Below are 19,339 nucleotides of genomic sequence, written 5' to 3' on the forward strand. Positions count from 1 at the left end.
GGTATACGTCGACGAACCCGTAAACGCTAGACGCCAATTGCACCGGCTGCAATGCGCAAATGGCAATCGTGGCGATAGCCGTTGCGATTGCGCGCGGCCCGGGATGCGCGGCCGTTGGTTGACGCGGCCGCGCATGCCCGGCTCAACCTCAAGCCGGGCCCACCGGCGTCGGTGCATGTGCGGCAATCAGGCGCTCGGCTTTCAGCGTATCCCACAGTTCGGCCGGGATCGACGCCGCCGCTAGACGCAGGTTGTCGTCGATGCGATCGGGCCGGCTCGCGCCGGGGATCGCGGCGGCGACTGCCGGGTGTGCGAGCGAGAATTGCAGCGCCACCGCGCGGACATCGACGCCGAATCGTTCGCAGATCTGGCGGATGCGCGCGACGCGGTCGAGCATGGCCTGCGTGGCCGGCTGATACTCGTAGTGGGTGCCGCCCGCCAGCACGCCCGAGTTGTACGGGCCGCCGACGATGATGCCGAGCCCGCGCGCGGCGCTGTCCGGCATCAGCCGTTCGAGCGCGCCGGCATGATCGAGCAGCGTGTAGCGGCCGGCGAGCAGGAAGCCGTCGGGGTCCGCGCGTTCGAGTGCGAGTTCGCACGGCTCGACGCGGTTCACGCCGAGGCCCCAGCCCTGGATGACCTTTTCGTCGCGCAGCCGCGTGAGGGCCCTGGCCGCGCCCGACATCGCGACGTCGAACACGTCGCGCCATGCGTCGCCGTGAAAATCGACGGCCGGGTCGTGAATCCACACGGTGTCGAGCCGGTCGGTGCGCAGCCGCTTGAGGCTCGCGTCGATCGAGCGCAGCGTGCCGTCTTCGGTGTAGTCGTAGACGATCCGGTTCGGCAGCCCGTGGCGGAACAGGCCGCCTTTTTCGCCGAGATCGCGTTGCGATGCGTCTTCGTGCTCGTCGAGCACGAGCCGGCCGACCTTGGTGCCGAGCGAATACGCGTCGCGCGGGCGCCCCGCGAGCGCTTCACCGAGGCGCAGCTCGGCGAGGCCGGCGCCATACAGCGGCGCGGCGTCGAAGTAGCGGATACCGCTTTCCCACGCTGCGTCGACCGTGGCCAGCGCTTCTTCGTGCGGGATGTCCCGGTACATGTTGCCCAGCGGCGCGGTGCCGAAACCCAGGCGGGAAGGGAGCGTGATTCTCATGAGCAGTCTCGGGTAGGCCGGCTCAGGCCGCGGCCTGGGCCAGCGTCGGGTAGTCGGTCAGGCCGCGCTCGCCGCCGCCGAACAGCGTGTTGCGGTCGTGCGGCGCGAGCGCCGCGCCGGTGCGCAGCCGCTCGGGCAGGTCGGGGTTCGCGACGAACGGGCGGCCGAACGCGATCAGGTCGGCCCAGCCGGCGGCGATCGCGTCGCGCGCGCGCTCGGCGGTGTACGCGCCGGCGTAGATCAGCACGCCCGGGTACGCGGCGCGCAGTTGCTGCTTGAATTCGACCGGCATCAGCGGCGCGTCGTCCCAGTCGGCTTCCGCGATGTGCAGGTAGCCGACACCGAGTTTGCCGAGCAGCGTCGCGGCCGCGAGGTAGGTCGTTTCCGGATCGTCGTCGACGCACCCGTTCAGCGTCGTCAGCGGTGCGAGGCGGATGCCGACGCGCGATGCGTCACCGGTGCCGTCGATCAGCGCCTGCGTGACTTCGCGCAGGAAGCGCAGCCGGTTTTCGAGCGAGCCGCCGTATGCGTCGGTGCGCGTGTTCGCATTCGAGTCGATGAACTGGTTCACGAGATAGCCGTTCGCGCCGTGCAGCTCGACACCGTCGAAGCCGGCCTCGATCGCGTGGCGCGCGGCGGTGCGGTATTGATCGACGATCTCGCGGATCTCGTCGATCGTCAGCACGCGCGGCTCGGACGCCTGCACGAAGCCGGGTGTGCTGCCGTCTTCACCGGCAACGAACACGTTCACGCCTTTCGCCTGCAGCGGCGACGACGACACCGGTTGTCGGCCACCGAGCAGGCTCGTGTGGCTCAGCCGGCCGACGTGCCACAGCTGCGCGAAGATCCGGCCGTGCGCGGCATGCACGGCGTCCGTCACCTTGCGCCAGCCGGCCACTTGCGACGGCGTATGGATGCCGGGCGTCCATGCGTAGCCCTTGCCGAGCGGCGCGACATAGGTGCCTTCGCTGACGATCAGGCCGGCGCTCGCGCGCTGCGCGTAGTACGCGGCCATCAGTTCGTTGGCTTCGTCGCCGGGCTGGCTGGCGCGCGAGCGCGTCATCGGCGGCATCACGATGCGGTTCGGCAGCGTCAGCGCGCCGAATCGCAGCGGTTGAAAAAGCGGGTCCTGGGTCATGGGGATGTCCTGTCGGTGCCGTGGCCCGCGGGCCACGGCGAATCAATCGATGAGTCGCGCGTGGCGCGTTCAGTCCCACTTCGGCGCGAGGCCGGCCGGGTCGACTTCGCGGCCGTTGCGTTCGAGCGCGGCGATCTGCGCCATGTCTTCGTCGGTCAGGCGCAGCGACTGCGCGAGCAGGTTGCTCGCCAGGTTCTCGCGCTTCGTCGACGACGGGATCACCGAGTAGCCGAGCTGCAACGCCCACGCGAGCGCAACCTGGGCGGGCGTCGCGTCGTGACGCTGCGCGATCGCGCCGATTACCGGATCGCCGAGCACCTTGCCGTACGCGAGCGTCATGTACGACGTGACGTGGATGCCTTCGGCGTTCAGGAACTCGACGAGCTTGCGGTTCTGCAGGTACGGGCTGAGCTCGATCTGGTTCGTCGCGATCGCATCCTTGCCGACGGCCGCGATCGCCTGCTTCGTCAGTGCGATGTTGAAGTTCGAGATGCCGATCCGGCGCGTGAGGCCCTGCGCCTTCGCATCGGCGAGCGCGGTCATGAACGTGTCGAGCGCGACGCCGTTGTCGGGGGCCGGCCAGTGGATCAGCGTCAGGTCGACGTGGTCGGTGCGCAGCTTGCGCAGGCTTTCTTCGAGGCTCGGCACCAGCTTGTCCGGCGCGTAGTTGTCGACCCAGATCTTGGTCGTGAGGAACAGGTCTTCGCGGGCCACGCCCGACGCGGCGATCGCTTCGCCGACTTCGGCTTCGTTGCCGTAAATCTGCGCGGTGTCGATCGCGCGGTAGCCGACTTCGAGGCCGTTGCGGACCGAGTCGATCACGACCTGGCCCTTCAGGCGGAAGGTGCCGAGGCCGAATGCGGGAATCTTGCTCATCATGTGCTCCTGGAGGGTGGAATGGCTTCGATTCGTCGGTCGGGCCGGCGTCGGAAGCGGAATCAGGTTCGAGTGACGCCTAGTGTGCCGCCTTTACTTTTGCCGAAAAACGGGTCTATAAACCAAATTGTTTTGATTTGAGATCAAGAATGAGGCGATGAAGATTACGCTCGACGAACTCCAGGCCTTTGCCGCCGTGGTCGATTCCGGCTCGATCACCGCGGCCGCGCAGCAGCTCGACCTTACGGTGTCGGCGACGAGCCGCACGCTCGGGCGGCTCGAGGAGAAGCTGAAGACCACGCTGCTGCGCCGGACCACGCGCCGGCTCGAACTGACCGAGGAGGGGCGCACATTCCTGCAGGACGCGCGCGCGATCATCGAATCGGTCGAGACGGCGGAGGAGCAGATGCTCGCGCGGCGCGAGATGCCGTCGGGGCGGCTGCGCGTGGACGCGGCGACGCCGTTCATGCTGCACGTGATCGTGCCGCTCGTGCGCGGCTATCGCGAACGCTTCCCGAACGTCGAGCTGGAGCTGAACAGCAACGAGGGCATCATCGACCTGCTGGAGCGGCGCACCGACGTCGCTTTCCGGATCGGCCGGCTGAAGGATTCGACGTTGCACAGCCGGCGCATCGGCACCAGCCGGATACGCATCTTCGCGAGTCCCGCGTATGTCGCCGCGCACGGCCAGCCGCGCAAGGTGGAGGATCTCGACAAGCACACGCTGCTCGGCTTCACGCAGCCCGAATCGCTGAACGTGTGGCCGATCCTCGGTGCCGACGGCGAGCCGTGCCGTATCGAGCCGGGCATCCGGTCGTCGAGCGGCGAGACACTGCGGCAGCTCGCGCTCGATGGCGCAGGCGTCGTATGCCTGTCGGATTTCATGACCGCGCAGGATCGCGAGGCGGGCCGGCTCGTGCAGGTGCTCGCGCGCCAGACGCTCGAGGTCGAGCAGCCGATCCACGCGGTGTACTACCGCAATACCGCGATCTCGTCGCGAATCGCGTCGTTCGTCGATTACCTGATCGAGGCGCTGGGCGGCAGCGGCAACGATACGCCGGGGCGGCGCAAGGCTGCGTCCTGGATGGAGCCGCAGTAGGCGGCAGGGACGACGGGGCGAGGCACGCCCCGTGCGATTTGACGTGCGATCCGGCGTGCCGCACTCGGGCACGCCGTCGTGTGGCGGTTACGCTTCTTCCGACCAGGACATCCCGTCGCGCGCGAGCAGCGCCGACGAAGCCGCGGGCCCGAACGTGCCGGCCGTGTACAGGCGCGGCCGGTCGCCGAGCTGCTTCCAGCCGTCGAGGATCGGCTCGACCCACGACCACGCGGCTTCGAGCTCGTCGCGACGCATGAAGTGCGTGAGGCGGCCGCGGATCACGTCGATCAGCAAACGCTCGTACGCTTCCGCGCGCCGCTCCGGAATCGCCTGCTGCAGGTCGAGGTTCAGGCTCACGGGCACCATGTTCATGCCGCTGCCCGGTTCCTTCGCGAGCATCTGCAGCTGGATCGACTCTTCCGGCTGGAGCTGGATCACGAGGCGGTTGCTGTAGTGGCGCGGGCCGGTCGGGATGATCGAGAACGGCATGTCCGCGAACTCGATCACGATTTCCGACTGGCGGCGCTGCAGCCGCTTGCCGGTGCGCAGGAAGAACGGCACGTTCGCCCAGCGCCAGTTGTTGATGTGCGCGCGCAGCGCGACGAAGGTTTCCGCGCGGCTGTCTGCCGGCACGTTGTCTTCCTCGAGATAGCCCTTCACCGGCTGGCCGTCGACCGCGCCGGCCGTGTACTGGCCGCGCACCGTGTCGCGCGCGACGTCCGCCACTGCCATCGGCCGCAGGGAGCGCAGCACCTTCAGTTTCTCGTCGCGCACCGCGTCCGGGTCGAGCGACACCGGCGGTTCCATCGCGACGATGCACAGCAGCTGCAGCAGGTGGTTCTGCACCATGTCGCGCAGCGCGCCGGTATGGTCGTAGAAGCCCGCGCGGCTGCCGACCCCGACCGACTCCGCCACCGTGATCTGCACGCTGCGGATGCTCGGCGCCTGCCACAGCGGCCCGAAGATCGGGTTGCCGAAGCGCAGCACCATCAGGTTCTGCACGGTTTCCTTGCCGAGATAGTGGTCGATCCGATAGATCTGCGATTCTTCGAAGTGCTTGCCGACCGCATCGTTGATCGCCTTCGCCGACGCGAGATCGTGGCCGAGCGGCTTTTCGAGGACGACGCGCGAGTGCTTGTCGACGAGATGCGCGGCCGACAGGTTGTCGCAAATGGTGGTGAACAGCTCCGGCGACGTCGACAGGTAGAACACGCGGATCGCGTCGCCGCGCGCCGCTTCCGCGAGCCGCAGGTAGTCGTCCGGCGCGTTCACGTCGATCAGCACGTACTTGAACAGGTCGAGGAAACGGCTCCAGGCGGCGGGATCGAACGCCTTTTCGTCGATGAACGGGCGCGACTGCTCGTCCATGAACTTGCGATAACCATCGATGCCCCAGTCGCGGCGGCCGACTGCGATGATGCGCGTTTCAGGCGGCAGGTTGCAGTGCAGGTGCGCCATGTACAGCGCGGGCAACAGCTTGCGGGCGGCCAGGTCGCCGCCGCCGCCGAAGATGATCATGTCGACGGGCCGGTCGGCTCCGGTCTGGGTAGGCTGATTCGTCATGGGAGGTTCGCGGTTTGAAACGGGGAACGTGAAACGAACGTCGAGGCACCGGGCGCCGATACGTGAACGCACCAGTACGTGAAAACACTAATAGTGCACGGTTTTGATGGATTGCGTATGGGTTCCCCCGGATGTAACAGCGCTTGCATTCCGTATGATCGCCCCATTATGATTGAGCGCTCACTCATTAAAGGAATCGAACGTGGCCCGTCCGCGCAGTCCCGACAAGCACGAAGCCATCCTCGCCGCGGCCGCACGCGCGCTCGCCGAGGACGGCGCAACCGCGACGACCGCACGTATCGCGCGGCTCGCCGGTGTGGCGGAAGGCACGGTGTTCACGTATTTCGAGACCAAGGACGCGTTGCTGAACGCGTTGTACCTGAGCCTGAAGGCGGACATGCGCGACGCGATGATGACGGGTTACCCGGAGAGCGCGCCGGTCGAGCAGGCGCTGCGGCACGCGTGGAACGGCTATGTGTCGTGGGGCGTCGCGAATCCGGACGGGCGGCGCGCGCTGCAGCAGCTCGGCGTGAGCGGGCGTATCGACGACGCGCATCGCGCGGCCGGCGCCGAAGGCTTCGGCGGGATCAATGCGCTGCTGCGCGAGCAGGTTGCGGCGTCGGGCGCGCTGAAACCCGACGAAGCACATGCGTTCTGCGCGGCGCTGTTTACGTCGATCGCGGAAACGGCGATGGAATCGGTCGCGCGCGATCCGGCGCGGGCCGATGCGTACCGGGAGGCCGGGTTTCGCGCGTTGTGGGCCGTGTTGCACGCGGTGTAAGGCAACGGTTGCCGCCGTGGTGGCGTGGGCGGATTCACGTTCACGCGCTGCGGCGAGGACGGGTAGCGGGTTTCAGGCAGGGTGATGGCGGTCATGAACGACCGGTACATCGTCGTTATTAATGAGTGAGTAATCATTCATTTTGTGGTTTCACCTCGATCAAGGAGTGGAAAAATGTCGAAAGTCTGGCTGGTAACAGGGGCCGCACGCGGCCTGGGGCGAGCGATTTCGGAGGCCGTGCTGGCGGCGGGCGACCGGCTGGTGGCCGGTGCGCGCGATCCCGCGCGGCTGGCCGATCTGGCCGAGCGTCATGGCGACCGGCTGCTGCCGGTCGCGCTCGACGTCACCGACGAAGCGGCGGCCGCGCAGGCCGTCGCGGCGGCGCGCGACGCGTTCGGCCGCATCGACGTGCTGGTGAACAATGCGGGCTACGGCCATACGGCGCCGTTCGAGCAGATGGGCGCCGACGATTTCCGCGACCAGATCGAAACGAACCTGTTCGGCGTGATCAACCTGACGCGTGCGGTGCTGCCGACGATGCGCGCGCAGCGCGCGGGGCACATCTTCCAGGTGTCGTCGGTCGGCGGGCGTACGTCGACGGCCGGCCTGTCGGCGTATCAGGCGGCGAAGTGGGCGGTCGGCGGATTCAGCGACGTGCTGTCGAAGGAAGTCGCGCCGTTCGGCGTGCGTGTCTGCACGCTTGAACCGGGCGGGATGCGCACCGACTGGGCCGCTCAGGCGAAGCGCGGTATCGACGGCCTGCTGCCCGACTATCAGCCGTCGGTCGGGAAGATTCTCGAGCTGCTCGGTGCGTACGGCGGCCACGAAGTCGGCGATCCGGCGCGGATCGCGGCGCTGATCGTCGAGCTGTCGCGCCGCGAGGATGTGCCGATGCGGTTGCTGCTCGGTGGTGATGCGCTGTTCGTGTGCGAGCAGGCGGAGAAGCAGCGCGCGGAAGAGGCAGCACGGTGGCGCGACACGACGCTGTCGACGCAGTTTCCGGATGCGAAGCTGCCGGACGGACTGGAGGCGCTGAAGGGGCTGGAGTGAGCGCTGACATCCGCAGGGCTGCCCGGGCGGCGTGAGCAGCCGACCGATGCCGGCGCGTGCACCTCACTTGCGCGCAGGCATCGGCGCGGCAGCGCCCATGCGATCGACGGGCGTTGCCTGCCGTTACATCAACCGGCCTGTTCCACCAGCGCCTGCAGTTCCTGCCCGGCTTTCGCGATCGCCGCCTGCACCGCCTCGGCACCCAACACGGTGCCTTCCACGCGCACTTCGCGGATGTCGGTCATCCCGATGAAGCCGAGCAGATGCTTCAGATAACCGGACTGGTAGTCGAAGGGCGCATACGGGCCTTCCGAAAAGATGCCGCCGCTGGCGGTCACCAGATAGACCTGCTTGCCTTCCAGCGTGCCGGCGACGCCGCTTTCGCCATAGCGAAACGTGACCTGCGGCCAGATCACGCGGTCGAACCACGCGCGCAGCTGCGTGGACGGGCCGAAGTTGGTCATCGCGGAGCCGATCACGACGATGTCGGCGGCGCGCAGTTCGTCGACGAGCGCTTGCGCCAGCTCGACGGCTTGCGCCTGCTCCGCGCTGCGCGCGTCCGACGGCAGCATGCGGCCGACGATGTATGCGTCATCGATATGCGGCAGCGGATCGTTGGATAGGTCGCGCAGCGTGACGGCGCCGGCTGCGTCGCGCGCCGCGAGTTGTCGCGCGAGGTCGTGCGCGAAGCGCGTGGACAGGCTGTCGGTGCTGCGGGGGCTGGAGGTGATCAACAGGATGCGGCTCATGAGCGTTCCTTTCGGGCTAAGATGAGAACCAGGTAACTTTTGATAACTTGGTTACCAAAAAGCATGTGGAATGCTAGGGTTCGCGCCCGGGTCCCACAAGAACGCACAGGGTTGTGCCCCAGTCACATCGATGTTCCTGCCACCATGCCCCGACCGAGCGACAACGACTGCCAGGCGACCCGCCAGATCCTCGACCGGATCGGCGACAAATGGAGCCTCTACATCATCGCGACGCTGAGCGACGGCTCGCGGCGCTTCAACGAGCTGAAACGCGAGATCGACGGGATTTCGCAGCGCATGCTGACGCTGACGTTGCGCGGGCTGGAGCGCGACGGGCTGGTTACGCGGACGGTATTCCCGACGATTCCGCCGCGCGTCGACTACGCGCTCACGCCGCTCGGCGCAACGCTGCTGGAGCCCGTGATGGCGCTCGTCATGTGGGCGGAGAAGAACAAGCAGCCGATCGCCCAAGCGCGCGAGCGTTTCGACGACGCGGCTGATGCGGCGCCGGAGCCGGGCGTGGGCGTCGTATATCGCAGCCGATAGGCGTGCGCGACGACTCGCCCCGGTCGGTTCATTCGGTCGGTACGGCGACCGGCACGCGCATCCGGTACAGCGACACGGCCTGGATCGCGAGCGTACAGACGATCGCGAGACCATAGGCGGGAACCAGGTCCAGCCGCGTGAGCGTCAGGCTCAGCACATGGAAGAACGCGGCGAAGCCGAGCAGCCCGGTTGCCATCCCGCGCATCAGTTGCTGCGCAGCGGCCGCGCCGCTCATGCGATGCGCGAACACCGCGAGGATGATCACCATGAACGGGAAGGAAGCCAGCACGCCGCTCGTTTCCGGCCCGACATACGGCGCGATCATCGTCACGCCGATCACGAGGCCCGCGATCAGCGCCATGCGCAGCGGCAGGTCCCAGCGCGGCGGATCGAGCCGCGCGGCCCTGACCGGCGCGGCGGGCACGACGCTCAGCACGAGCGCGACCGCAAGGATCGCGATCAGGAACAGGCCGGTTTCCGGCAACGCGCTGGCCTTCAGCAGGAACGCGATGACGGAAAACGCGGCGGCGGCACCGGCCAGTGCGGTGGGCCAGCCACGTTTCGCCAGCCGGCAATATGCGATGCAGAAGGCTGCCTGCCCTGCGGTCGCGACGAGCGAACCGGCCGTCGCATGCGCGGCAAACGCGGGGCCGTGCTCGAGCGCGAGAAACACTGAGACCGGCCCCGACGTGAGCGGCAACCCGACCAGCAGCCCGCCGATCGCTTCGCCCCAGCGGCGTGCGGCGAGCGTGGCAGCGGCCAGCAGCAGCGGGGTGGCGACGAGCTTGAAAAGAAGATGATCCATGATGAGCGGCACGACCCGGCCTACGCGACCCTCGAACGAAGCGCGCGCCGGGTATCGCGGCTTCAGGCATGAAGCGCAGCCGCAATTCCGGTTGTGACGCATGACGGAAAAGCGGTGCATGGACGCAATCGGGGCATCGGCCGGCACGGCCATCGATCTGCGCCTGCCTTCGATATTGCGAGCCACCGCGGGCGCTGACAAACCATTTATCGACATACAATGCGTGAGTACAACTCACGCGTAATGCCATCGTGTTCGACCGGCTTCCTCCCCTGCAAACGCTGCGCGCCTTCGAGGCGACCGGCCGGCTGTTGAGCATGACGTTGGCGGCCGAGGAGTTGCACGTCACGCATGGTGCCGTCAGCCGGCACATCAAGAACCTCGAAACCCATCTCGGCGTCGCGCTGTTCCAGCGCCTGACGCGGCGCATCGTATTGACCGAGGCCGGCGCGGCTTTCCTGCTCGACGTGAGCCGCACGCTGGGCGACCTGACGAAGGCGGCCGAACGGCTGCGTGCACACGACAGCGTCACGCGGCTGAAGATCAATGCCAGCGTGTCGTTCGCGAACAAGTGGCTCGCGCCGCGGCTGCATCGGTTCAAGGCGCTTCATCCGGAACTCGACATCCATCTCGACGTGACCGACGCACATGTCGACCTGAACGAAGGCGAGGCCGACGTGGCGATTCGCTACGGCAGCGGGCGTTATCCGCGCGTACTCGCCGAGCGGATTCTCGAAGAGACGGTGACGCCCGTCTGCAGTCCTGCGTATCGGGCGAAGATGGACGGGCTTGCATCCGTCGAGCGCATCGTCGACTGCACGTTGCTGCACGAGGACCGGATGCTGGCCAACTGGGAGCAGTGGTTCGCGCTGGCCGGCATTCGTGGCGCGCGCAGCGATCGCGGGCCGGCGTACAGCCACGGGAGTCTCGCGATCGAGGCGGCGATGCGCGGCGAAGGCATTGCACTGGGGCGCAGCGTGATCGTCGCGGACGATATCGCGGCGGGGCGTCTCGTCGCGCCGTTTCCGCAGTACGCGTTGCAGGCCGAGCGCGGGCACGACCTGATTTATCGGATCGGCAGCAAGGACGATCCGAAGGTGTGCGCGTTGCGCGACTGGCTCGCGGAGGAAATTCGCGTGTTTCTGTGCGGGACGGACTGAATGCCGGCGGCATTGGCCGCGACGGCGAGCGCGACAGGCATCGTTGCGCTCGCGTCCTCCGACGACACGACGGGCTGGACGCGGCCGTAGTCGCCGCGTCCAGCCCGCGTGACCGCACGATCGCTCGGTGTGCGCTCAGCGCCCCAGCGCGTAGAACTCCGCATTCGGCCGCATGTTCGTCACGTTCGCGATGCGGTTGGACATGCCGAAGAAAGCCGAGATCGCCATGATGTCCCACACGTCTTCTTCGACGAAACCCTGCGACTTGAGCGCATCGAAGTCGGCTTCGCCCACCAGATGCGCGGCCTGCGACACCTTCATCGCGAAGTCGAGCATCGCCTTCTGCCGGGCGGTGAGGTCGGCCTTGCGATAGTTGGTGGCGACCTGGTCGGCGATCAGCGGATCCTTCGCGCGAATGCGCAGGATCGCACCGTGCGCGATCACGCAGTACTGGCACTGGTTCACGCTGCTGGTGGCCACGACGATCATCTCCCGTTCGGCCTTGCTCAGGTTGCCCGGCTTGTCCATCAGTGCGTCGTGGTAAGCCATGAACGCGCGAAACTCGTCGGGGCGATGCGCAAGCGTCAGGAACACGTTGGGGATGAAGCCCGACTTTTCCTGGACGGTCGTGATGCGTTCGCGAATGTCCTCGGGCAAGTCTTCGAGCGCGGGCACGGGAAAGCGGCTGATGGGGGCGGTGTTTGCGGCGGTCATGAGGTCTCCTGGATAACGTGGAACGGACGCGCTCGATGCGCGAGCCGCCGTCCGAATTAAGAAGCGCGGATGGTAGTCGGCGGCGTCACGCGTTGACGTCGACCACGATACGCCCGCGAACCTTGCCGTTGATCAATTCCCCCGCAAGCGGGATGGCGTCGCCCAGGCCGACCTGGTGGCTGATCGCGCCCAGCTTCTCGACATCGAGATCGGACGCGAGCCGGCGCCATGCCTCCAGGCGATCGGCGCGCGGGCACATGACGCTGTCGATCCCGACGAGCGTGACGCCGCGCAGGATGAACGGCATGACGGTTGCGGGGAAATCCATGCCGGCGGCGAGGCCGCAGGCCGTCACGACGCCGCGGTACCGCGTGGTCGCACACACGTTGGCGAGCACGTGGCTGCCCGCCACATCGACCGCGCCGGCCCAGCGCTCCTTGCCCAGCGGCTTGCCGGGCTCGCTGAATTGCGATCGCTCCAGGATCTCCGCGGCGCCGAGCTGCCGCAGGTAGTCGGCATCGGCGGGGCGGCCGGTCACTGCGACGACGCGGTATCCCAACTTGGCGAGGATGGCCGTGGCGACGCTGCCCACGCCGCCTGCCGCGCCGGTCACCACGATCTCGCCGTCGCCCGGGCGCACGCCGTGTCGCTCCAGTGACATCACGCACAGCATCGCGGTGTAGCCCGCCGTGCCGATGGCCATCGCCTGTTGCGGCGAAAAGGCGGGCGGCAGCGGCACCAGCCAGTCGCCGTCGACGCGGGCTTTCTGCGCGAGGCCGCCCCAGTGCGTTTCGCCGACACCCCAGCCGTTGAGCACGACCTGGTCGCCGGGGCGATAGTCCGGGTGCGTGCTCGCTTCGACTTCGCCGACCAGGTCGATGCCGGGCACCATCGGGAACTTGCGGACCACCGGGCTCTTGCCGGTGATCGCCAGCCCGTCCTTGTAGTTCAGCGTCGAATAGCCCACGCGTACCGTCACGTTGCCGGCGGGCAACTGCGCGTCGTCCAGCGTTTGCAGCCGCGCGTGCTGGCCGGTTTCGTCCTTGTCGATCACGATGCCCTGGAACATCCCGTCCTCCTTTCTAATTTCTAGACCGATCGTCTAGTTAATGGCAAAAAAATTCAGCGACGCGGCAGTCCATTGAAGAAAAACTGCGCGAACAGGGTCAACGGCGTGTCGCTGCGCTCCAGCTTCGCGCGCAGCACGGCGCCTTCCCAGCCGATCCAGAAGAATGCGGCGAGTTCGGCGGGATCGGCCGAATCGGTCAGTTCACCGGTTTGCTGCGCGGCGGCCAGGCATTCGGCGAGGCGGCGTTGCCAGTCTTCGAACGTGGTGCGCAGGCGGGCGCGGAAACTTTCGGGCAGCGCGCCCATTTCCTGCCCGAGGTTGCCGATCAGGCAGCCGCGGCTGTACGCGTAGCGGGCCATGCCGTCCCGGGCATCGTCGACGAATGCGCGCACGCGCTGCAGCGGCGAGCGCGCCGGGTCGCTGAAATGACGGTCCAGCTTGCGCGCGAAGAAGTCGGCATAGCGGTCGATCAGTTCGAGGCCGAACGCTTCCTTGCTGTCGAAGTAGTGATAGAAGGAGCCCTTCGGCACGCCGGCGCGCCCGAGGATCTCGTCGAGCCCGGTCGCCGAAAAGCCCTTCTCGGTGAGCACTTCCAGCCCGGAGCGCAGCAGCATGTCCCGCGTGGCGACGAGGTCCTCGTGCTGCTTCGGTGGCCTGCCGCGACGGCGAGGCGGATCAGTTCGAACGTCCATGTGCGAATAATAGACCGTTCGTCTCAAAAATCAACGGGTCGCGTGGCGATCGCGTTCGATGAGGTCGATCCAGCGGGCCGTGCCCGTACTAACCCTGATTAAAAAATCTTATCGCGGTGAAAAATTCCGCATCTTATTGAACCGATATCGGCTCGCTATAGTGGCTCGCTTTCCCGCACGCACGCGTGGCGTGTGCAGACAAACAGCAGGAGCCCCTTGATGACCACCGATACCCGATTCACCGAAGTCGAGGATCTGATGCCCGCCGCCGGCGGGTTGCGCGAGATCCGCCACCACATCCACCACCATCCCGAACTCGCGTACGAAGAGCACGACACGGCCGCGCTCGTCGCCGAGAAACTCGAACAGTGGGGCTGGCAGGTGACGCGCGGGGTCGGCAAGACGGGCGTGGTCGGCACGCTGCGCGTGGGCGACGGCACGCGCAGCATCGGCATCCGCTCCGACATGGACGCGCTGCCGATCGTCGAGGCGACGGGGCTGCCCTATGCGAGCGGCACGCACGGCAAGATGCACGCCTGCGGTCACGACGGCCACACGACGATGCTGCTCGGCGCCGCGCAGCACCTCGCGAAGACCCGTAACTTCTCCGGCACCGTGCACCTGTATTTCCAGCCGGCGGAAGAGCATGGCGTCGACAGCGGCGCGAAGAAGATGATCGACGACGGCCTGTTCGAACGCTTTCCGTGCGACGCGGTGTTCGGCATGCACAATCATCCGGGCGCGGCGCCCGGCGTGTTCCTCACGCGGCGCGGCCCGTTCATGTCGGCCGGCGACAAGGCGATCATCACGATCGAAGGCGTCGGCGGCCACGCGGCCCGGCCGCACCTGACGGTCGACCCGGTGGTCGTCACGGCGAGCATCGTGATGGCGCTGCAGACGATCGTCGCGCGCAACGTCGACCCCGCGCAGCCGGCGGTCGTCACGGTCGGCTCGATGCACGCGGGCACCGCGAACAACGTGATCCCGAACGGCGCGCGTCTCGAACTCAGCGTGCGCTCGTTCAGCCCCGACGTGCGCGCGCTGCTCAAGCGCCGCATCACCGAGCTGGCCGAAACGCAGGCCGCGAGCTATGGCGCAACCGCGAACGTCGAGTACATCGAGGGCTATCCGGTCGTCGTCAATTCGGATGACGAAACGGATTTCGCTGCGCAGGTGGCGCGCGAGCTCGTCGGCGACGCGCACGTGGTCGAGCAAACCGACCTGCTGATGGGCAGCGAGGATTTCGCGTTCATGCTGCAGCAGCGGCCGGGCTCGTTCGTGCGGCTCGGCAACGGTGAAGGCGAGGACGGCTGCATGGTGCACAACCCGAAATACGACTTCAACGATCGCAACCTGCCGATCGGCGCGGCGTACTGGACGCGTCTCGTGGAGCGTTACCTCGGGCGGTGATACCGGCAGCGGGGCGCGCGGCCGGCGCTTCCGGCCGCATTGAGAGGAGACGATAACGATGCAGAAAGACCATCTCGCGCTGCACCCCGCGTCGACGGGGGCTGCCGAAGCCAGCACGCCCGGCGCACCGGCCGTCACGCGACGCGGGGCGATCGCCGCAGCCGTGATCGGCAACTGGCTGGAATTCTTCGATTTCACCGTGTACGGCTTCTTCGCGGTGCTGATCGGCAAGCTGTTCTTCCCGTCGAGCGACCCGACCACGTCGCTGCTGTTGTCGGTCGCGACGTTCGCGGCCGGCTTCTTCACGCGGCCGCTCGGCAGCGTCGTGCTCGGCGTCTATGCGGACCGCAAGGGGCGCAAGGCCGCGCTGAACCTGACGATCATGCTGATGGCGCTCGGCACGGGCCTGATCGCGATCGCGCCGACGTACGCGCAGGTCGGCGTGGCGGCGCCGCTGCTGGTCGTGTTCGCGCGGCTGATGCAGGGCTTCTCGCAGGGCGGCGAATTTGGCGCGGCGACGTCGACGCTGCTCGAACAGGGCGGCACGTCGCGCCGCGCGTTCCGCGCGAGCTGGCAGCTCGCGACGCAGGGCGGCGCCGCGCTGATGGGCTCGGGCTTCGCGGCGCTGCTGTCGAACACGATGACCAAGGACGCGCTGGAGAGCTGGGGCTGGCGGCTGCCGTTTCTCGTCGGCGTGCTGATCGCGCCGGTCGGCATGTATCTGCGCCGCCGGCTCGCCGACGATGCGCCCGGCGACAGCCATCACGGCATCGAACGCGGCGTGCTGCACGAGTTGTTCTCGAAGCACACGCGCACGGTGCTGCTGCTGATGCTCACGGTGATGGGCGGCACGGTGTCGACCTACATCCTGACGTTCTACATGCCGACCTATGCGATCCACACGCTCGGCCTGCCGATGAAGCTGTCGATGTTCGTCGGTGTCGCGTCGGGCTGCGTGATGCTGGTCACGTGCCCGCTGTTCGGCTGGCTGTCGGACAAGCTCGGCAGCCGGCGCCTGCCGATCTTCGTCGGCCGCGGCGTGCTGGTCGTGCTGCTGTTCCCGGCATTCTGGCTGATGAATCATCACCCGACGCTGTCGGTGATCCTGCCGCTGACCGCGCTGATGCTGCTGTTCTATTCGCTCGGCTCGGCGTCGGAAATGGCGCTGATGTGCGAGTCGCTGCCGCGTCACGTGCGCGCGACCGGTATCTCGATCGCGTATGCGCTCGCGGTGACGATCTTCGGCGGCACCGCGCAGCTGATCGCGACCTGGCTCGTGAAGACGACCGGCAGCAAGCTCGCGCCGGCCGGCTACGTGGCCGCGTGCGTGGTGCTGTCGCTGATCGCGGTGGCGATGCTGCGCGAGACGGCGCGGGATTCGATCGACTGACGCAAAGCACGGCGCAGCAAGGCGGGCGGCAGGCGGCAATCCGCGCTTACCGCCCGCGCACCACCCTCAGGTACGACGCGAGCATCGTCGCGAGTTCCTGCGCGGCCGGCGTCAGCGGCACGGCCGCGCGCTGCAGCAGGCAGATGTCCTGCGATTCGGCCTGTTCGCGTACGGGCACCTTCGCGAGCGCGCCGGCAAACGGCCCGTGCCGCGTCACGGCTTCGGTTTCGAGCGACAGGCAATCGGTCTGCGTGACGAGCTGCAGCGTCTCGAACATCCCTTCGACGGTGGCGAGAATCTTCGGCGGCGGCAGGCCGTGCCCGTCGAAGTACGCGAGCAGCCGGTTGACGACGGGATCGGCGCTCAGGTTCGGCGAGCGCGTCGACACCCACGCGTAGTCGGCCAGTTCGGCGAGCGATTGCGCGTGCATCGCCGGATGCCCGTTGCGGCACACGACCACCGGCGCCGATGTACGCAGCGGCGTGACCGCGAGATCGGTCGTGTCGGTCTGCTTCGCGACGAGTGCGATCGCGAAATCGACCGTGCTTTCCCGCAACCAGCCGATCATCATCCGCGACGTGCCGGTGCGCAGGTGCACGTCGACCTTGTCGAAGCGCGCGCGGAACGCGCTCAGCACCGGCGCGAACGCATCGATCAGCGGCTCGGCCACGAGGCCGAGCGTGACGGTGCCTTCGTACGCGCCGCTCAGTTGCCGGATTTCCCGCTCGACCTGCTCGCATTCGCCGAGGATCGAACCGGAGCGCGCGAGCAGCCGCTGGCCGACGGCTGTCGGCACGATCCCGCGATTGGTGCGCGTGAACAGCGTCGCGCCGAGTGTCGCCTCGAGGCTCTGCAACTGCTGCGTGACGCCGCTCTGCGCGAGATCGAGCGCGCGCGCGGCGGCGCGCAGGCTGCCGTGCTCGACGACGGCCTGGAAGATGCGGAGCTGGGAGAGCGTGAACGCCATGGGCAAGCGCGGGGCCGGTGATCGGGAAAAGTGATCATGATAAGGCAGCGGGCGATTCCGGCGGCGGCGCGTGCGCACTACGATCGCAGGCAGTCCGGCTCGTGCCGTTTGCCCATCGTCCCGCCCTTCGTCGACCATGAAACGTACCTTCCTGCCGTTCGTTTACCTCTGCCTTGCGTTCACGGCCAGCGCCGCGCACGCGCTCGATGCGCGCCCCGTGCGCCTCGGCATCGATCCGACCTATCCGCCGATGGATTCGAAGGCGCCCGACGGCAGCCTGAAGGGCTTCGACGTCGATCTCGGCAACGAGATCTGTCGCCGCGCGCAGTTGCGGTGCCAGTGGGTCGAGCTCGAATTCTCCGGGATGATTCCCGCTTTGCAGGCACGCAAGATCGACGCGATCCTGTCGTCGATGGCGATCACCGAGAAGCGCGAGAAGCAGATCCTGTTCTCGTCGAAACTGTTCCGCTTCAAGTCGCGGCTCGTTGCGCGGCCCGGGAGCGGCGTCGACAGCACGACCGCGTCGCTGGCCGGCAAGCACGTCGGCGTGCAGTCGGGCACGCAGTTCGAATCGTGGGCGCTCGCGCACTGGGCGCCGGCCGGCGTCAGCGTGGTGCCGTACAAGAGCCAGGACGACGTGTTCGCCGATCTCGTCAACGGCCGCCTCGACGCGGCGCTGCTCGGCACCGTGGAAGCCGACTACGGCTTCCTGCGCATGCCGAAGGGCAAGGGCTTCGCGTTCGTGGGCGCACCGCTCGACATGGGCGATCGCGGTGTCGGCATCGGCATGCGGCAGTCGGATACGGCGCTCAAGGCGTCGATCGACGGCGCGATCGCGTCGATGCTGAAGGACGGCACGTACGACCGCATCGCGAAGAAATATTTCGACTTCAACCCGTACGGCGACTGAGCGCCGAGTCGCTCCGCCGTTTCACCCGCTCTTCGTTTTCATTTCGTTCGAGACCATCGATGCAGATTCGCACCACGCCGCTCCTGTCGCCGTCGATCGGCACGCAGCGCACGCTGACGAGCTTTCATTTCGGGCCGGCCGACACCGGCCGCAAGATCTACCTGCAGGCCGCGCTGCACGCGGACGAGACGCCCGCGATGCTCGCGGCGTTCGTGCTGAAGCAGCGACTCGCGCAGCTCGATGCCGAAGGCCGGCTCGCGGCCGAGATCGTGCTCGTGCCGGTCGCGAACCCGGTCGGCCTCAATCATCATCTGCTCGGGCAGTTCATCGGCCGTTTCGATCTGGCGAGCGGCCGAAACTTCAATCGCGGCTTCCTGCCGCTCGCGGAAATCGCCGCGCGTGCGCGGGACCGCCTCGGCGACGACGGCGAACACAATCGCGCGATCGTGCGCGAGTGCGTCGGCGCGGCGCTCGACGAGATCGCGCCGCGCACGGAATTCGATGCGCTGCAGCTCGCGCTGCTGAAGCTGTCGCTCGACGCCGATGTGGTGATCGACCTGCATTGTTCGCTCGAAGCGGTGATGCACGTGTACACGAGCGACACCGCATGGCCGGAAGTCGAGCCGCTCGTGCGTTATCTCGGTGCGGACGTATCGTTGCTCGCCGAGGATTCGGGCGGGCACGCGTTCGACGATGCGCATCACCTGCTGTGGACGCAATTGCGGCAGCACTTGCCGGCAGGCACGCCGATGGCGGCGGGCACCGTGGCCGTGACGGTCGAGTGCCGCGGCCAGCGCGACGTGACGTACGAATATGCGGAACGCGATGCCGATGCGCTCGTCGACTATCTCGTGTGGCGCGGCGCGGTACGCGGCGAGCGTACGCCCCTGCCGCCGCTCGCTGCGCCGGCCACGCCGCTCGCGGGCAGCGAGCAGTTCTACGCGCCGGTGAGCGGGATCCTCGTGCACCGCGCGGCGATCGGCGCGACGATCCGCGCCGGCGATCCGCTGTTCGACATCGTCGATCCGCTGACGGATGCGATCACGACGATCTCGAGCGGCACGGATGGTGTGTTCTACATGCGCCGCGCGATTCGTTTCGTCACGGCTGGCGCACCGCTGGGCCGTGTGACAGGCACGGTGCCGGTACGCAAGGGAATGTTGCTGGGTGCGTGAGCGGCGCGGTGTCCTACCGGTTCACTGCGCAGTTTCGTTCTTGTCAAATTGACCGCGTTTCCGTGCGTCACTAAATTGTGCGGCGCGGAGTT

19 protein-coding genes are annotated in these 19,339 nt (G+C 67.4%); 9 read left to right on the forward strand and 10 right to left on the reverse strand.

Annotated elements, in window-relative coordinates; genetic code table 11:
- Positions 1-148: 148 nt before the first annotated feature.
- From BCEP18194_RS23955 to dkgB, 3 genes are all read right to left on the reverse strand, one after another.
- A complete protein-coding gene (locus tag BCEP18194_RS23955; RefSeq protein WP_011353852.1) occupies positions 149-1,153 on the reverse strand; it encodes an aldo/keto reductase in 1,005 nt (334 codons plus the stop codon).
- Positions 1,154-1,175: 22 nt separating this feature from the next.
- The gene (locus BCEP18194_RS23960) at positions 1,176-2,291 is read right to left on the reverse strand and encodes an alkene reductase (protein WP_011353853.1); all 1,116 of its coding nucleotides are present in this window, start codon (positions 2,289-2,291) and stop codon (positions 1,176-1,178) included.
- A 69-nt stretch (positions 2,292-2,360) separates the two neighbouring features.
- The gene (gene dkgB, locus BCEP18194_RS23965) at positions 2,361-3,167 is read right to left on the reverse strand and encodes a 2,5-didehydrogluconate reductase DkgB (protein WP_011353854.1); all 807 of its coding nucleotides are present in this window, start codon (positions 3,165-3,167) and stop codon (positions 2,361-2,363) included.
- Positions 3,168-3,324: 157 nt separating this feature from the next.
- Here dkgB and BCEP18194_RS23970 point away from each other — a divergent pair, with 157 nt between their 5' ends.
- The gene (locus BCEP18194_RS23970; protein WP_011353855.1) at positions 3,325-4,266 is read left to right on the forward strand and encodes a LysR family transcriptional regulator; all 942 of its coding nucleotides are present in this window, start codon (positions 3,325-3,327) and stop codon (positions 4,264-4,266) included.
- Positions 4,267-4,353: 87 nt separating this feature from the next.
- On the opposite strand, the gene zwf is transcribed toward BCEP18194_RS23970, so the two are convergent.
- On the reverse strand, positions 4,354-5,829 hold the full coding sequence (zwf, locus tag BCEP18194_RS23975; protein ID WP_011353856.1) for a glucose-6-phosphate dehydrogenase: 1,476 nt from the start codon (positions 5,827-5,829) through the stop codon (positions 4,354-4,356).
- Between the two features lie 202 nt (positions 5,830-6,031).
- Here zwf and BCEP18194_RS23980 point away from each other — a divergent pair, with 202 nt between their 5' ends.
- The gene (locus BCEP18194_RS23980) at positions 6,032-6,610 is read left to right on the forward strand and encodes a TetR/AcrR family transcriptional regulator (RefSeq protein ID WP_011353857.1); all 579 of its coding nucleotides are present in this window, start codon (positions 6,032-6,034) and stop codon (positions 6,608-6,610) included.
- A 174-nt stretch (positions 6,611-6,784) separates the two neighbouring features.
- Complete coding sequence (locus BCEP18194_RS23985) at positions 6,785-7,660, forward strand: SDR family NAD(P)-dependent oxidoreductase (RefSeq protein WP_011353858.1); 876 nt, start codon at positions 6,785-6,787, stop codon at positions 7,658-7,660.
- Positions 7,661-7,788: 128 nt separating this feature from the next.
- Here the strand turns inward: BCEP18194_RS23985 and BCEP18194_RS23990 are convergent, their stop codons facing one another.
- The gene (locus tag BCEP18194_RS23990) at positions 7,789-8,409 is read right to left on the reverse strand and encodes an FMN-dependent NADH-azoreductase (protein ID WP_011353859.1); all 621 of its coding nucleotides are present in this window, start codon (positions 8,407-8,409) and stop codon (positions 7,789-7,791) included.
- A 111-nt stretch (positions 8,410-8,520) separates the two neighbouring features.
- Here BCEP18194_RS23990 and BCEP18194_RS23995 point away from each other — a divergent pair, with 111 nt between their 5' ends.
- A complete protein-coding gene (locus BCEP18194_RS23995; RefSeq protein ID WP_041493158.1) occupies positions 8,521-8,955 on the forward strand; it encodes a winged helix-turn-helix transcriptional regulator in 435 nt (144 codons plus the stop codon).
- 28 nt (positions 8,956-8,983) lie between these two features.
- Here the strand turns inward: BCEP18194_RS23995 and BCEP18194_RS24000 are convergent, their stop codons facing one another.
- Positions 8,984-9,760: a hypothetical protein gene (locus BCEP18194_RS24000; RefSeq protein ID WP_011353861.1), complete on the reverse strand. Its 777-nt coding sequence runs from the start codon at positions 9,758-9,760 to the stop codon at positions 8,984-8,986.
- Positions 9,761-10,011: 251 nt separating this feature from the next.
- Here BCEP18194_RS24000 and gcvA point away from each other — a divergent pair, with 251 nt between their 5' ends.
- Positions 10,012-10,920, forward strand: a complete 909-nt coding sequence (gcvA, locus tag BCEP18194_RS24005) for a transcriptional regulator GcvA (protein WP_011353862.1) — start codon at positions 10,012-10,014, stop codon at positions 10,918-10,920.
- A 135-nt stretch (positions 10,921-11,055) separates the two neighbouring features.
- Here the strand turns inward: gcvA and BCEP18194_RS24010 are convergent, their stop codons facing one another.
- From BCEP18194_RS24010 to BCEP18194_RS24020, 3 genes are all read right to left on the reverse strand, one after another.
- Positions 11,056-11,634 carry a peroxidase-related enzyme gene (locus BCEP18194_RS24010; RefSeq protein ID WP_011353863.1) on the reverse strand — a complete coding sequence of 193 codons (579 nt, stop codon included), beginning with the start codon at positions 11,632-11,634 and terminating at the stop codon, positions 11,056-11,058.
- An 85-nt stretch (positions 11,635-11,719) separates the two neighbouring features.
- Entirely contained in the window at positions 11,720-12,703 is a 984-nt protein-coding gene (locus BCEP18194_RS24015; RefSeq protein WP_011353864.1) for an MDR family oxidoreductase, read from the reverse strand.
- A gap of 53 nt (positions 12,704-12,756) precedes the next feature.
- Positions 12,757-13,395 (reverse strand): TetR/AcrR family transcriptional regulator, encoded by a 639-nt coding sequence (locus BCEP18194_RS24020; RefSeq protein WP_011353865.1) that lies wholly within the window; start codon positions 13,393-13,395, stop codon positions 12,757-12,759.
- 219 nt (positions 13,396-13,614) lie between these two features.
- Here BCEP18194_RS24020 and BCEP18194_RS24025 point away from each other — a divergent pair, with 219 nt between their 5' ends.
- On the forward strand, positions 13,615-14,805 hold the full coding sequence (locus tag BCEP18194_RS24025) for a M20 aminoacylase family protein (protein WP_011353866.1): 1,191 nt from the start codon (positions 13,615-13,617) through the stop codon (positions 14,803-14,805).
- A 58-nt stretch (positions 14,806-14,863) separates the two neighbouring features.
- Positions 14,864-16,195, forward strand: a complete 1,332-nt coding sequence (locus BCEP18194_RS24030) for an MFS transporter (protein WP_011353867.1) — start codon at positions 14,864-14,866, stop codon at positions 16,193-16,195.
- Positions 16,196-16,241: 46 nt separating this feature from the next.
- On the opposite strand, the gene BCEP18194_RS24035 is transcribed toward BCEP18194_RS24030, so the two are convergent.
- On the reverse strand, positions 16,242-17,162 hold the full coding sequence (locus tag BCEP18194_RS24035) for a LysR family transcriptional regulator (RefSeq protein WP_011353868.1): 921 nt from the start codon (positions 17,160-17,162) through the stop codon (positions 16,242-16,244).
- Between the two features lie 136 nt (positions 17,163-17,298).
- On the opposite strand from BCEP18194_RS24035, the gene BCEP18194_RS24040 reads away from it, so the two are divergent.
- Both BCEP18194_RS24040 and BCEP18194_RS24045 read left to right on the forward strand, forming a co-directional pair.
- Positions 17,299-18,072, forward strand: coding sequence for a transporter substrate-binding domain-containing protein (locus tag BCEP18194_RS24040; RefSeq protein WP_011353869.1), 774 nt, complete (start codon positions 17,299-17,301; stop codon positions 18,070-18,072).
- A gap of 59 nt (positions 18,073-18,131) precedes the next feature.
- Entirely contained in the window at positions 18,132-19,247 is a 1,116-nt protein-coding gene (locus BCEP18194_RS24045) for a succinylglutamate desuccinylase/aspartoacylase family protein (protein ID WP_011353870.1), read from the forward strand.
- Positions 19,248-19,339: the final 92 nt, after the last annotated feature.

Source organism: Burkholderia lata (assembly GCF_000012945.1).
GTDB lineage: Bacteria > Pseudomonadota > Gammaproteobacteria > Burkholderiales > Burkholderiaceae > Burkholderia > Burkholderia lata.

What these genes read in the sequence shown, in the direction of transcription:
- BCEP18194_RS23955 (WP_011353852.1), bottom strand. Translation starts at nt 1,153, where the DNA reads ATGAGAATCACGCTCCCTTCCCGCCTGGGTTTCGGCACCGCGCCGCTG.
- BCEP18194_RS23960 (WP_011353853.1), bottom strand. Translation starts at nt 2,291, where the DNA reads ATGACCCAGGACCCGCTTTTTCAACCGCTGCGATTCGGCGCGCTGACG.
- dkgB (WP_011353854.1), bottom strand. Translation starts at nt 3,167, where the DNA reads ATGAGCAAGATTCCCGCATTCGGCCTCGGCACCTTCCGCCTGAAGGGC.
- BCEP18194_RS23970 (WP_011353855.1), top strand. Translation starts at nt 3,325, where the DNA reads ATGAAGATTACGCTCGACGAACTCCAGGCCTTTGCCGCCGTGGTCGAT.
- zwf (WP_011353856.1), bottom strand. Translation starts at nt 5,829, where the DNA reads ATGACGAATCAGCCTACCCAGACCGGAGCCGACCGGCCCGTCGACATG.
- BCEP18194_RS23985 (WP_011353858.1), top strand. Translation starts at nt 6,785, where the DNA reads ATGTCGAAAGTCTGGCTGGTAACAGGGGCCGCACGCGGCCTGGGGCGA.
- BCEP18194_RS23990 (WP_011353859.1), bottom strand. Translation starts at nt 8,409, where the DNA reads ATGAGCCGCATCCTGTTGATCACCTCCAGCCCCCGCAGCACCGACAGC.
- BCEP18194_RS24000 (WP_011353861.1), bottom strand. Translation starts at nt 9,760, where the DNA reads ATGGATCATCTTCTTTTCAAGCTCGTCGCCACCCCGCTGCTGCTGGCC.
- BCEP18194_RS24010 (WP_011353863.1), bottom strand. Translation starts at nt 11,634, where the DNA reads ATGACCGCCGCAAACACCGCCCCCATCAGCCGCTTTCCCGTGCCCGCG.
- BCEP18194_RS24015 (WP_011353864.1), bottom strand. Translation starts at nt 12,703, where the DNA reads ATGTTCCAGGGCATCGTGATCGACAAGGACGAAACCGGCCAGCACGCG.
- BCEP18194_RS24020 (WP_011353865.1), bottom strand. Translation starts at nt 13,395, where the DNA reads ATGGACGTTCGAACTGATCCGCCTCGCCGTCGCGGCAGGCCACCGAAG.
- BCEP18194_RS24025 (WP_011353866.1), top strand. Translation starts at nt 13,615, where the DNA reads ATGACCACCGATACCCGATTCACCGAAGTCGAGGATCTGATGCCCGCC.
- BCEP18194_RS24030 (WP_011353867.1), top strand. Translation starts at nt 14,864, where the DNA reads ATGCAGAAAGACCATCTCGCGCTGCACCCCGCGTCGACGGGGGCTGCC.
- BCEP18194_RS24035 (WP_011353868.1), bottom strand. Translation starts at nt 17,162, where the DNA reads ATGGCGTTCACGCTCTCCCAGCTCCGCATCTTCCAGGCCGTCGTCGAG.
- BCEP18194_RS24040 (WP_011353869.1), top strand. Translation starts at nt 17,299, where the DNA reads ATGAAACGTACCTTCCTGCCGTTCGTTTACCTCTGCCTTGCGTTCACG.
- BCEP18194_RS24045 (WP_011353870.1), top strand. Translation starts at nt 18,132, where the DNA reads ATGCAGATTCGCACCACGCCGCTCCTGTCGCCGTCGATCGGCACGCAG.